General features: G+C 60.8%; 11 protein-coding genes. All 11 read left to right on the top strand.

The features are described 5' to 3' along the window. Window positions 1-560: 560 nt before the first annotated feature. Complete coding sequence (locus tag IPK09_16580) at window positions 561-845, top strand: STAS domain-containing protein (protein MBK7985213.1); 285 nt, start codon at window positions 561-563, stop codon at window positions 843-845. A 76-nt stretch (window positions 846-921) separates the two neighbouring features. Further along, window positions 922-1,287 (top strand): response regulator, encoded by a 366-nt coding sequence (locus IPK09_16585; GenBank protein ID MBK7985214.1) that lies wholly within the window; start codon window positions 922-924, stop codon window positions 1,285-1,287. Window positions 1,288-1,293: 6 nt separating this feature from the next. Next, window positions 1,294-3,363 carry a chemotaxis protein CheA gene (locus IPK09_16590; GenBank protein MBK7985215.1) on the top strand — a complete coding sequence of 690 codons (2,070 nt, stop codon included), beginning with the start codon at window positions 1,294-1,296 and terminating at the stop codon, window positions 3,361-3,363. An 8-nt stretch (window positions 3,364-3,371) separates the two neighbouring features. After that, on the top strand, window positions 3,372-3,926 hold the full coding sequence (locus IPK09_16595) for a purine-binding chemotaxis protein CheW (GenBank protein ID MBK7985216.1): 555 nt from the start codon (window positions 3,372-3,374) through the stop codon (window positions 3,924-3,926). 73 nt (window positions 3,927-3,999) lie between these two features. Further along, a complete protein-coding gene (locus IPK09_16600) occupies window positions 4,000-4,851 on the top strand; it encodes a protein-glutamate O-methyltransferase (GenBank protein ID MBK7985217.1) in 852 nt (283 codons plus the stop codon). Window positions 4,852-4,862: 11 nt separating this feature from the next. Next, window positions 4,863-5,525, top strand: coding sequence for a chemoreceptor glutamine deamidase CheD (gene cheD / locus IPK09_16605; protein MBK7985218.1), 663 nt, complete (start codon window positions 4,863-4,865; stop codon window positions 5,523-5,525). Next, complete coding sequence (locus tag IPK09_16610) at window positions 5,525-6,619, top strand: chemotaxis response regulator protein-glutamate methylesterase (protein ID MBK7985219.1); 1,095 nt, start codon at window positions 5,525-5,527, stop codon at window positions 6,617-6,619. Before cheD ends, IPK09_16610 begins: the two co-directional genes overlap by 1 nt. Further along, the gene (locus tag IPK09_16615; protein ID MBK7985220.1) at window positions 6,616-7,689 is read left to right on the top strand and encodes a hypothetical protein; all 1,074 of its coding nucleotides are present in this window, start codon (window positions 6,616-6,618) and stop codon (window positions 7,687-7,689) included. The genes IPK09_16610 and IPK09_16615 overlap by 4 nt, the downstream gene beginning before the upstream one ends. A gap of 49 nt (window positions 7,690-7,738) precedes the next feature. Continuing rightward, window positions 7,739-9,325 (top strand): PAS domain-containing protein, encoded by a 1,587-nt coding sequence (locus tag IPK09_16620; protein ID MBK7985221.1) that lies wholly within the window; start codon window positions 7,739-7,741, stop codon window positions 9,323-9,325. 42 nt (window positions 9,326-9,367) lie between these two features. Then, window positions 9,368-10,342: a PHB depolymerase family esterase gene (locus IPK09_16625; GenBank protein MBK7985222.1), complete on the top strand. Its 975-nt coding sequence runs from the start codon at window positions 9,368-9,370 to the stop codon at window positions 10,340-10,342. Between the two features lie 44 nt (window positions 10,343-10,386). Continuing rightward, window positions 10,387-12,018, top strand: coding sequence for a cache domain-containing protein (locus IPK09_16630; GenBank protein ID MBK7985223.1), 1,632 nt, complete (start codon window positions 10,387-10,389; stop codon window positions 12,016-12,018). Window positions 12,019-12,201 lie beyond the last annotated feature (183 nt).

Here is a 12,201-nt window from a genome sequence, read left to right on the forward strand (position 1 = left end):
CTTCAAGCTCGACGAAAACGAGACGAAGCTTGTGGCGATCAAAGAGGATCAGGATAACAGGCAACCCCAGCGCGCGGTGGCAACCAAAGCTGCGAGAGCGCCGATGTCGGTGGGAGGTAGCATCGATTTTTCCTTGGCGGCGAACAAGCATTTGGCCTGGAAGTCGCGCCTGAGGCAATTTTTAAACGGCGAGCAAAATTTGACGGAAGCCGAGCTGGTTTCGCATCGGGAATGCGATTTTGGCAAATGGCTGTATGCGGGCGGCATGACGAAATTCGGGTATTTAGACGAGATGAAGGAAGTAGAAAAACAACATGCCGAATTTCACAGCGCCATCAAGACGCTTATTTCCTTGCAAAGAGAAGGTCGAGATGATCAAGCCAGAATCCAGCTTGGCAAGATCGACCGTCTTTCCGATAAAGTCGTGTCGTTATTGAATATTTTGGAAGGCAAATCAGCGATGAAAAAGCCTCGTCCGGTTGCGAGCAGGGTCGCGGCCGCACCGAAAGCAGCCGCTGCCGCGGCTTCCGAAGACTGGGAAGAGTTTTAGGAGTTAAACAATGAATTTCATCAAATGCCAAGCCGAACTCGATATTGCAACTGTCGGTGCGTTACACCAGCAGTTGCTGGACGCGCTGCAAACCTCGGAACCGTTGGAGATCGACGGTCAGGCCGTGCAAAAAATACACGCGGCAGCCTTGCAATTGTTTCTGAGCCTGATGTCCGAAGCCCAGTCGCAAGGGCTGTCCGTCAATTGGCGCAACCCTTCCCCGGCGGTAGTGGAGGGAGCGCGCTTGCTGGGATTGAGCGACCGGTTGGGATTGGAAACGACCGCAACCCGTTAAACCTATATACCCGCTCCCTGCGATCCCAGGCGTCGGGCCGGGAAACGATCACTGATTTGAATGAAAGGAAAACGCAATTATGGCGACGATACTCGTAGTCGATGACTCCGCATCCATGCGGCAAATGGTGGAATTTACCCTCAAGGAAGCCGGCCATCAGGTCATGGTGGCGGAAGACGGCCAGGCGGCGTTGAACGTTGCCAAGGGCGCGGCGGCCAATCTGGTGATTACCGATGTCAACATGCCTAACATGGATGGCATTACCCTGATCCGCGAACTGCGGACCCTGCCCGCCTATAAGTTCACCCCCATCCTCACCCTGACGACCGAATCCACCACCGAAAAGAAGATGGAAGGCAAGGACGCCGGCGCCACCGGCTGGATCGTCAAGCCCTTCAATCCGGAAAAACTGTTGGCGACCGTCAACAAAGTCTTGGGATGACAGCATATGGCCATCGATATCGGTCAGTTCGTCCAAACCTTCTTCGAGGAAAGCTTTGAAGGACTGGATGTCATGGAGGCTGGCCTGCTAGCCCTACAGCCCGGTACGGCGACGGATCTGGAAAAGATCAACACCATTTTTCGGGCCGCCCATTCGATCAAAGGCGGCAGCGGCACGTTTGGCTTCAAGGACGTGACCGATTTCACCCATCTGATGGAAACGTTGTTGGACGGGATGCGGGAAGGGCGGCTCGGCGTCACCAGCGAAGCGATGAATGTTTTGCTGGAGTCGGTGGACTGTTTGCGAGAAATGTTGGTCGCCGCGCGCGAGAACATCCCCGTCGAACCCGAGCGGATTCAAGACCTACAAGGGCGGCTGGCGCGGCTGCTGAAAAAAGAGCCAACGGAAGCCGGGGCGGGTCCGCATAAATCCGCCGCGCCCGCCGAACCGCCGCCGACGCCCCGAACGACCGGCTGGCGCATTCGGTTCAAGCCGCATCCTCAGTTGATGCACAGCGGTAACGATCCGGTGCGGATGTTTCGCGAACTGGCGGCTCTGGGGTCGTTGACGGTCCGGCCGGATACGGCGCGCCTGCCCCGCTTGGCGGAGTTGCGGCCCGAGGATTGTTATTTGGCCTGGGAGCTGGAACTACTCGGTGAGGTGGCGCGCGACGCCGTGGATGACGTGTTTGCCTGGGTCGAGGGCGACTGCGAGCTGAGCGTCGAACCTTTGACGGCGGAAAGCGCCCCAGAGCGGGCCGCCAAGCCGGCGGCCGAGCCTGTGGTAGTGCCGCCGGCGGGTTCCAAGGCCAGCGAAGAAGGGCGGCAAGGCGAGTTGTTGCTCGAACGGCGCAAGGGCGAGGATCGCCGCAGGGGCGACCGGCGGGTGAATGTGGCGGCATCCGACAGCGCCTCCATCCGGGTCGGCATCGACAAGGTGGATGTAGTCATCAATCTGGTCGGCGAGCTGATTACCACCCAGTCGATGTTGAGCGCTCTGGGCGAGGACTTCGACATGAGCCGGCTGGACAAGCTGCATGAAGCGCTGGATCAGTTGGATCGCAACACCCGCGACTTGCAGGAACACGTCATGCGGATCCGCATGTTGCCGGTCAGCTCGGTGTTCAGCCGGTTTCCGCGCATGGTGCACGATGTCAGCGGCAAGCTCGGCAAGCAGGTCGAACTGCGCATCAACGGCGAACAGACCGAACTCGACAAGACCGTCATCGAAAAGATCGGCGATCCGCTGGTGCACTTGATCCGCAACAGTCTCGATCACGGGCTGGAACCGCCCGAGGAACGGCTGCGCGCTGGCAAGCCGGAAACCGGCGTCATCAGCCTCGACGCTTATCACAAAAGCGGCAGCATCTTCATCGAAGTCGGCGACGACGGGCGCGGTCTCAACCGCGACGCACTGCTGCGCAAGGGCTTGGAAGAAGGCTTGCTCAGGCCCGGCGAAGACTACAGCGACGAGCAGATTTACGAATTGATTTTTCATCCGGGCCTGTCGACCGCCAAGCAACTCAGCGATGTATCCGGCCGGGGCGTGGGGATGGATGTAGTGCGCAGCAACATCCAGGATGTAGGCGGCAGCATTCAAATCGCCAGCCAGCCCGGCCGGGGTACCCGCATCACGATTTCCCTGCCGCTGACCCTGGCGATCCTGGACGGCCAGTTGGTCAGCGTCGGCGGGGATTGCTACATCATCCCGCTGCTGTCGATCATCGAATCGGTGCAAATCAAGGCCGACGCCGTCAACCGGGTGGCCGGCAAGGGCGAAGTGTTCCGATTCCGCGGCCAACCGCTGCCGATCCTGCGCTTGTACGATTTGTTCGGCACGGAAGGTGCTGTAAGTGATTTGGAAAAAGGCTTGCTGGTGGTGGTGGAGGCCGACGGCCGCCAGATCGGGCTGTTCGTGGACGATCTGGAAGGGCAGCAACAGGTTTCCATCAAATCGTTGGAAAAAAATTTCCGGCGGGTGTCCGGCGTGGCGGGAGCCACGATTCTCGGCGACGGTCGGGTGGGTTTGATTCTCGATATCTCCGGCTTGATCCGGGTTAATAACGTAGCGTTGTGAGGTAGATGATGGACGTAAAAAAGACTGAATTGGCCACGCTGGGTTCGCGCGGCTTGCTCAAGCGCGAGGCCACCGCCGAAGGATTGCAGTATCTGACCTTCAGCCTGGCGGGCGAGGAATACGGCATCGACATTCTGAAGGTGCAGGAAATCCGCGGCTGGGCGCCGGTGACCAAGGTGCCCAACGCCCCGACCTTCGTGCGCGGCGTGATGAACCTGCGCGGCGCCATCGTGCCGGTGATCGACTTGCGCTTGCGCTTCAATCTGGAATCGGTGGAGTACACCAAGACCACCGTGGTGATCGTGGTGACGGTGCAGTCGGCCAGCGGCAGCCGGATCATCGGCACGGTGGTGGACGGCGTGTCGGACGTGTTGAACCTCAACGTCGCCGACATTCAGCCGGCGCCGGATTTCGGCACGGCGGTGCATACCGAATTCATCAGCGGGCTGGTGACGGTCGAGGCCGGCATGGTGATGTTGCTGGATGTGGATCGCCTGTTGAGCGTGGAAGAAATGTTCGCGTTGGAAACCGCGCGGCCGGAAGCCCATGCGGCGGCTGCATAATTCAATACTATCAAAAAGATCATGAGGGTGGGCCGTGCTTCGTGGCCCAACCCAACGCGATCGTGATTCAGGGATGCAAGGCGGGTGTGCGGTGAATATCGAGTTTGAATTTTCCGATCGGGACTTTCAGCGGGTCCGGCAGATCATCAACGACATTGCGGGCATTTCGCTGGCGGATGGCAAGCGCGAGCTGGTCTACAGCCGGCTGTCGCGGCGCTTGCGCCAGCGGGGGATGCAGCGTTTCGAGGATTATTGCAATCTGCTGGAGGCGCATGACGATACCGTGGAAATGAGCGAATTCGTCAACGCGCTCACCACCAACCTGACTTCGTTTTTCCGGGAATCCCATCACTTCGAGTTCCTGGCCAAGGAGCTGCTGCCGGAGCTGATTCGCAAGCAGAGCCTCGGCAACCGGCGGTTGCGCATCTGGTCGGCCGGCTGTTCGACCGGTGAGGAGCCATATTCCATCGCCATGGTGGTGCGGGAAACCCTGCCGTCGGTCGGTTGGGACGTGAAGATCCTGGCGACCGATTTGGATTCCAACGTGTTGGCGACCGCCGAACGCGGTGTTTACGACGAAAGTCGCGTCAAGGATTTGTCAGACGCCCGCTTGCGACGCTGGTTTCAAAAGGGCCGAGGGGCGCAGGCCGGCCAGGTTCGGGCTGCCTCGGCGCTGCGCGATCTCATTACGTTCAAACAGTTGAACTTGATGGACGACTGGCCGATGCGCGGTCCGTTCGATGTCATCTTCTGCCGTAACGTGGTGATTTATTTTGATAAACCGACCCAGCGAGTGCTGTTCGAGCGCTTCGCCGACCTGCTGGACGAGCAGGGCCATCTGTTCGTCGGCCATTCCGAATCGCTGTTCAAGGTGACCGAACGGTTCGCGCCGTTAGGCAAGACCATCTACCAACGATGCCTTTAAGGTAACCGATGATGACGACAGCCACGCGCGCCACTAACCGGTTGAAGCATTTACGCCTGCCGGAATTCGGACACATGAGCAGTTACTGGGATCCGGTCCAGAACGTTGAGGTGGTCAGGATTCTGGCGGGAGAATATTACGTCACCCACTGCCAGGAGATGATCACCACCGTGCTCGGCTCCTGCATTTCGGCCTGCGTGCGCGACAAGGTGGCCAACATCGGCGGCATGAACCACTTCATGCTGCCCGAGGAAAGCCGGCCGGGCGACGAGTCGGGGCATCGGGGGTTGACCGCCGACGCCGCTTACGGCAGCTATGCGATGGAACGGTTGATCAACTGCGTCTTGAAGTACGGTGGCCGCCGCGAAAACCTGGAAATCAAGGTGTTCGGCGGCGGGCGGATCATGGGCGGCATGACCGACATCGGCTTGCAAAACATCAGCTTCGTGCGCGCCTATCTGCGCACCGAGGGTCTCAATATCGCCGCCGAGGATGTGGGCGGCGACTTGCCGCGCCGGATGGCCTACCTGCCCGCGACCGGCAAGGTGCTGGTCAAGAAGCTGCGCAACGTGCGCAGCGAAACCATCATCAAGCAGGAGACCGCCTACCGCGACGACCTGCGCCGGCCGGAGAGCAAGGGCGGCGAGGTCGAACTGTTCGGAGATTTCGGCTGATGGCGGACAGAATCAAGGTGTTGATCATCGACGATTCGGCGCTGGTCCGTCAGATGCTCACCGAAATGCTGGCGCGGGATTCCGGCATCGAAGTGGTGGGTTCGGCGACCGATCCCTATATGGCGCGGGAGAAGATCAAGAAGCTCGATCCCGACGTGCTGACCCTGGATGTGGAAATGCCGCGCATGGACGGCTTGACGTTTCTCAGCAACCTCATGCGGTTGCGGCCGATGCCGGTGGTGATGGTGTCGTCGCTGACCGAATCGGGCGCGGCGGTGACCCTGCAAGCCCTGGAACTGGGAGCCATCGACTTCGTGACCAAACCCAAGGTGGACCTGGCGCACACCCTGGACGATTACGCCCTGGAAATCCGGGAGAAAATCCGCATCGCGGCCGGCGCTCGGGTGCAGGAACGCCGCCCGCCGCCCGCCGCCAACCAGCCGATGCGGGTGGTCGAAAAGTATTCGGCCGACGTGATCTTGCAACGGGAGGGCCAGCGGCGGCCGTTCAAGACCACCGAGAGCATCATCGCCATCGGCGCCTCCACCGGCGGCACCGAAGCGATCAAGGAAGTGTTGATCCGAATGCCGTTGAACTGTCCGGGCATCGTCATCACCCAGCATATCCCCGAAGCCTTCAGCGGGCCGTTTGCCCGCCGCATGGATTCCGTATCGGCGATTGCGGTGTGCGAGGCGGCCGACGGCCAGCAAGTGTTTCCGGGACACGCCTACATCGCGCCCGGCGACCGGCATTTGATGCTGGTGCGCGACGGCGCGCGCTACATGTGCCGCCTGAACGACGGCCCGCCGGTCAACCGGCATCGGCCCAGCGTGGACGTGCTGTTTCGCTCGGTGGCGGCCAACGCCGGCCAAAACGCGGTCGGCGTGATCTTGACCGGCATGGGCGATGACGGCGCGCGGGGCTTGAAGGAAATGCGCGAGGCCGGCGCGCCCACCATCGCCCAGGACGAACAGACCAGCGTGGTGTGGGGGATGCCGGGCCAGGCGGTGAAATTGGGGGGCGTGGACAAGATCCTGCCTTTGGAGGCGGTGGCCGGACAGATGTTGCGCTTTGCGGAGGAACATGCGCGATGAAGGTCAATGATATCAGCGCTCGGGCGGTCGGGCTGGCGGACGACCAATCGGACGAGCTGTCGCGGATCGCGACCGAGATTCTGATCGCCCTGCAACACCTTTTGTCCTTGAAGGAAGGCAAGATTCACGAGGACATCCGCCGGGGCAAGACTATCATCAGTGATGCGGTGGTCAAACTAGGCAACAGTTTCAATGGCTTGAACAATCACACGCGCGCCCAGCAACAGTTGGTGGCGTCCTTGATCGAGGAGGTATCCCAGAAAAAGGCGGGCGGGGGGAGCGCCAACCGGGCCAGCGTGCGGGAAATCGCCGACGGCATGTCGGTGATCTTACAGGGCTTCATGGACACCCTGACGCAGGTCAGCGCCCAAAGCAGCGGGGTGATCGCCAAGATGGAAGCCATGACCGACGTGGTGAATCAGACCTTTTCGCTGCTCAGCAACGTCGAAATGATCACCAAGCAGACCAACCTGCTGTCGCTGAACGCCTTCATCGAAGCGGCGCGTTCGGGTGAGGCGGGACGAGGCTTTCAGGTGGTCGCCACCGAAATGCGCAACCTGTCGCACAGCTCGGCGCGCCTGAACGAGCAAATCCGGGTGCAGGTGGAGCAGTCCAAGAAGATCGTCCACGAAACCCGCGATGTGGTCAACCAGATGGCGATGCGCGACATGGCCTCCTTGATCGAGGCCAAGGACAACGCCGACATCCTGTTCGCCAAGCTGGGCGTCATGAACGAATTCATCTCCGAACATCTCGGCCAAGTTTCCGATATCAGCCAGAGCATCGACCGCAGCGTGGGCCTGGCGGTGCAGTCGTTGCAGTTTGAGGACATCGTCGGTCAGTTGTTGGGTCATGCCGATCGGGAGCTTGGCGAGCAGGAGCAGGTGCTGGCGGAGCTGCGCAACCGCTTGCGGGCCTTTACCGAGGCCGCTCAAAACGGCGGCGATACCCGCAAGGCCCTGCTCGAACTGCAAGCCAGCCTGGACGCCATGCAGCGCTCCGGGCTGTTCCAGAAAAGCAAAACCGTTTTGCAACAATCCATGGATGAAGGCGATGTCGAACTGTTTTAACAGGCTCGCCCGCATTTGCCCGACACGATCAGAACCCGGTTGAACCCTCATGCGCACCAATCTCCCCGTCACCGATACCGAATACGAGCTTGCCGACGATGTCGCGTTGGTCTCCATGACCGACCTCGACAGCTACATCACCTACGCCAATCCGGCTTTCATCGAAACCAGCGGCTACACCAAGGAGGAACTGATCGGCCAGCCGCACAATCTGGTGCGCCATCCCGACATGCCGCCGGAGGCCTACGCCGATCTGTGGCGGACGGTGCAGTCCGGCCGACAATGGACCGCGCCCGTCAAGAACCGGCGCAAGAACGGCGATTTCTATTGGGTGAAAGCCAACGTCACACCGATCGTCAAGGACGGTCGGCCGGTCGGTTACATGTCGGTGCGGGTCAAGCCCGGCCGTGAAGAAATCACCAGCGCTAACGCGCTGTATCAGGCGATACGGTCCGGCCAGAGCCGACACGGGGTGCACGGAGGCGATGTGGTCCGCGCCGATTGGCTCGGCAAGCTCAATGGCTGGAGCCAACTCGGGGTCCGCGCCCGCATCTGGATCGCGCTGCTGACGGTGGTGATCGCCATGCTGGGTTTCGAGTGGGCGCGCTGGCAATGGCTGGACGGCGCGGCGGTCGCGGTCGGGCCGGACGGCGCGCGACTCGGCGTGCTGGGTATGGTGGGTCTGGCGGTGGCCGGCATGTTGGGCTGGTGGTTGAATGGTTCGGTGGCGCAGCCGCTGCACGGCGTGGCGCGGATGGCCCAGCGCATTGCCGGCGCGGACCTGACCGACCGCTTGGTGACCTCCCGCCACGACGCCATCGGGCAAGCCATTCGCGGCCTCAATCAAACCAACGTCAATCTGTGGGGCATCGTGTCGGACGTGCGCGCTCAAGCGCGCGCCATGCACGAGGCGACCAGCGACATTTCGTCCGGCATCGTCGATCTGTCGTCCCGCACCGAATCGCAAGCCTCCAGCCTGGAGCAGACCGCCGCCAGCATGGAGCAACTCCATGCGACGGTGCAGCAGACCGCCGATCTGGCGCGGCAGGCCAACCAATTGGCCTCGTCGGCATCCAGCATGGCGCAGCAAGGTGGTCAGGTGGTCAACCTGGCGGTGGCGAACATGGCCGACATCAACCAGAGTTCGGCCAAAATTGCCGACATCATCGGGGTGATCGACGAAATCGCCTTTCAAACCAACATTCTGGCGCTGAACGCGGCGGTCGAAGCCGCCCGCGCCGGCGAGCAGGGCCGAGGTTTCGCCGTGGTGGCGGCCGAAGTGCGCAATCTGGCGCAAAAGACCGCGACGGCCGCCAAGGAGATCAAGAATCTGATTTCCGACTCGCTAACCAAGGTCGAATCGGGCGCGAAGCTGTCCGAGGAGACCGGCAAAGCGATGGCGGACATGGTAGCCTCGATCAACCGCGTGACGGTGATCATGGGCGACATCAACCGCGCGACCACCGAACAGGCCTCGGGCATCGGGCAGGTGAACGAAGCGGCCATGCAGCTCGACCGGGCCACGCAGGCGAACGCGGCGTTTGCCGAAAAGATCACGGCCGCCGCCGTCATGCTCAACCATCAAGCGGATACGCTGTTGGAAGCCGTCAGCATCTTCAACGTCAGCACTGAGTGAGAGCGCGCGGTTTCCGCTGGCGTCCGCCGGAGGAACCGCCCCATGTTCAAGTCATCGCAGAGTTTGGCCCGCGCGCTGGGTTTGGGATTGCTGGCGCTCGCCGCCGCGCCGGCCTGGTCCGGCACGTCCGCCGAGGTGGCGGAATTCGGTCCGAATCCGGGCCGGTTGCGGATGTTTCAGTACCGACCTGACACGCCGCGCGCGCCCGCGCCGCTGGTGGTCGCCTTGCACGGCTGCCAGCAGACCGCGCTGGATTACGCTCGCCAAGCCGGCTGGATGCAGCAGGCCGACCGGTGGGGCTTGGTGTTGTTGTTGCCCGAACAGCAAGAAGCCAACAACGGCCAACGCTGTTTCAACTGGTTTCAGCCGGAATCGATCGGTCGCGACCGGGGCGAAGTCGGTTCGATCCGGCAGATGATCGCCCGGATGCAGGCCGATCACGCCATCGACCCCCAACGTATTTACGTGACCGGTCTGTCGGCGGGCGGCGCCATGACCGCCGTGCTGCTGGCTGTTTATCCCGAGCTATTTGCCGGTGGAGGAATCGTAGCCGGTATCCCCTACGGCTGCGCCAGCGGTTTGATCAGTGGTTTGCGCTGCCAGTTTTGGGGGCGAGATTTGGAACCGGCGCAATGGGCCGCTCCGATCCGGGAAACCGTCGCGGAAACCGGCGTGAAACCGCACGGCTGGCCCGTGGTATCGATTTGGCAGGGCGATTCGGATTGGGTGGTCGATGCGGACAACGCCGGCGAGCTGGTGGAGCAGTGGACCGCGCTACAAGGTATCGGCCTGAGTTCCGGTGTGGAAGAAGCCGGTCCTGATTATTCGCATCGAGTTTATCGTGACGCCGCGGGCCAGCCGCGCGTCGAGTTTTATTCGATAAAAGGCATGGGACACGGACAGCCCATCGATCCGGGTCCAGGCCCAGCGCAATGCGGTATTCCAGCTGACTATGTGTTACCGGTCGGGATTTGTGCGAGTTATCGCATCGTTCAGTTTTGGGGGCTGGCGCCTTGAAACGCCGGCGGTGATTGAAATTCTTTCTAAAATCAGTCAATACCATGAAAACAATTTCTATCAAAATCAAGCTTATTTTATTGGTGATCCTGCCTATTATCATCCTGACCGCGGTATTGACCGGACTAGCGATTTATCAGACTTATCAGCTCGGTCGACAGGAAGTGGAAACGGCTCGCGGCAGCATGCGCGCTTCCAAGGAGACCGAACTCAAAAACTACGTGGACACGGCTGTTTCAGCCATCAAACCGCTGTATGAAAAAGCGGCGGCCGACGATAAGGCCGCGCAAGAACAAGCGCGCGTTATTTTGCGGCAACTGGGTTACGGCAAGGATGGCTATTTCTTCGCCTATCTACCCGATGGCACCAATCTGGTGCTGCGCCCCAAGCCGGAGTTGGAGGGTAAAAATCTTTCAAGTTTAAAAGATACTAACGGTGTGTTCTATGTCCGTGAAATGATCGAGCAGGCTAAACGGGGTGGCGGATATGTGGAATATATCTTCGATAAACCGTCCAAGAAAAAAGCCGTTCCCAAATTAAGCTATGCGGCGGGTTTGGAGAAATGGCAGTGGATGATCGGCACGGGTTTTTATATTGACGATATTGACGACGCCGTAAGCCAAATCGAACAAAAAGTGGACCGCCAACTGCGTCAAACCATCATGTTGTCGGGTTTGGGGGTTTTGTTGGTCGCCGGTCTCACGCTCGTTATGGCGTGGCTGGCGGCCGGCAAGCTGAGCCGGCGAATTCAGAAAGCAGCCATGGTATCCGGGCAAGTCGCCCAAGGCGATTTGACGGTTGATGTCAGAACGAGCGCCAGCGATGAAACCGGCCAACTCTTGATGGCGATGCAAACGATGACGGTGGAACTGCGGCGGATCGCGCGTGAAGTGCGCGACACCACGGACATCGTCAACGGCTCCGCCGCCGAAATCGCGCAGGGCAACGACGATTTGGCCCGGCGCACCGAGGCGCAGGCGAGCGCGCTGGAGCAAACCGCCGCGACCATGGAAGAGCTGACCGGCACGGTGAGACAAAGCGCCGACCACGCCGGGCGAGCCAACCAACTGGCGAGCGCGGCTTGCCAGCAAGCCGAACAAGGCGGCCAAGTGGTCGATCAGGCGGTCGTCGCGATGGGGGCGATCCACCACAGCAGCAAAAAGATCGCCGACATCATCGGGGTGATCGACGAGATCGCCTTCCAGACCAACCTGCTGGCGCTGAACGCGGCGGTGGAAGCGGCCCGAGCCGGCGAGCAGGGCCGGGGCTTCGCGGTGGTGGCCGGCGAGGTCCGCAAGCTCGCCCAGCGCAGCGCCGACGCCGCCAAGGAGATCAAGGCCCTGATCACCGACAGCGTGACCAAGGTCGAGGACGGCGGACAGTTGGTCGAGCGCTCCGGTCAGAACTTGCGAGAAATTGTCAGCGCCATCAAAAAAGTCAACGACATCGTATCCGAGATGGCCGGCGCCAGCCGGGAGCAAGCCTTGGGCATCGAGCAAGTGAATAAAGCCATTTTGCAAATGGATCAAGCGACGCAAGAAAACGCCGCTCTGGTCGAGCAGACCGCCGCCGCCAGCCGGGCCATGGGCGATCAGGCCCAACAGCTCCAACAACTCATGGCCTTCTTCAAGGTCGGCCAGCAGGAAGCGGCTATGGTTCTTACGTCGACAGCCTAGCACCAGATCAGAAACGGCTTCGGTGGCCGCACCCGCTCAGAACGCTCTCGTTAGACCGCCTCTCAAGGAGGATCGATCCTGGTGTTTGGCGGAGCAGCATTGACCGATTGTGCTGGTGAACCTCTCGAAGCATCAGGTCCGCTCGCCAACATGAGTCATGGATGACTCCTTGCTCCGTAGCCA

This window comes from Candidatus Competibacteraceae bacterium (assembly GCA_016713505.1).
Taxonomy (GTDB): Bacteria; Pseudomonadota; Gammaproteobacteria; order Competibacterales; family Competibacteraceae; genus Competibacter_A.

Excerpts from the sequence above, each read along its gene's own strand:
- IPK09_16580 (MBK7985213.1), top strand. The coding sequence starts at position 561 with ATGAATTTCATCAAATGCCAAGCCGAACTCGATATTGCAACTGTCGGT.
- IPK09_16590 (MBK7985215.1), top strand. The coding sequence starts at position 1,294 with ATGGCCATCGATATCGGTCAGTTCGTCCAAACCTTCTTCGAGGAAAGC.
- IPK09_16595 (MBK7985216.1), top strand. The coding sequence starts at position 3,372 with ATGGACGTAAAAAAGACTGAATTGGCCACGCTGGGTTCGCGCGGCTTG.
- IPK09_16600 (MBK7985217.1), top strand. The coding sequence starts at position 4,000 with ATGCAAGGCGGGTGTGCGGTGAATATCGAGTTTGAATTTTCCGATCGG.
- cheD (MBK7985218.1), top strand. The coding sequence starts at position 4,863 with ATGACGACAGCCACGCGCGCCACTAACCGGTTGAAGCATTTACGCCTG.
- IPK09_16610 (MBK7985219.1), top strand. The coding sequence starts at position 5,525 with ATGGCGGACAGAATCAAGGTGTTGATCATCGACGATTCGGCGCTGGTC.
- IPK09_16615 (MBK7985220.1), top strand. The coding sequence starts at position 6,616 with ATGAAGGTCAATGATATCAGCGCTCGGGCGGTCGGGCTGGCGGACGAC.
- IPK09_16620 (MBK7985221.1), top strand. The coding sequence starts at position 7,739 with ATGCGCACCAATCTCCCCGTCACCGATACCGAATACGAGCTTGCCGAC.
- IPK09_16625 (MBK7985222.1), top strand. The coding sequence starts at position 9,368 with ATGTTCAAGTCATCGCAGAGTTTGGCCCGCGCGCTGGGTTTGGGATTG.
- IPK09_16630 (MBK7985223.1), top strand. The coding sequence starts at position 10,387 with ATGAAAACAATTTCTATCAAAATCAAGCTTATTTTATTGGTGATCCTG.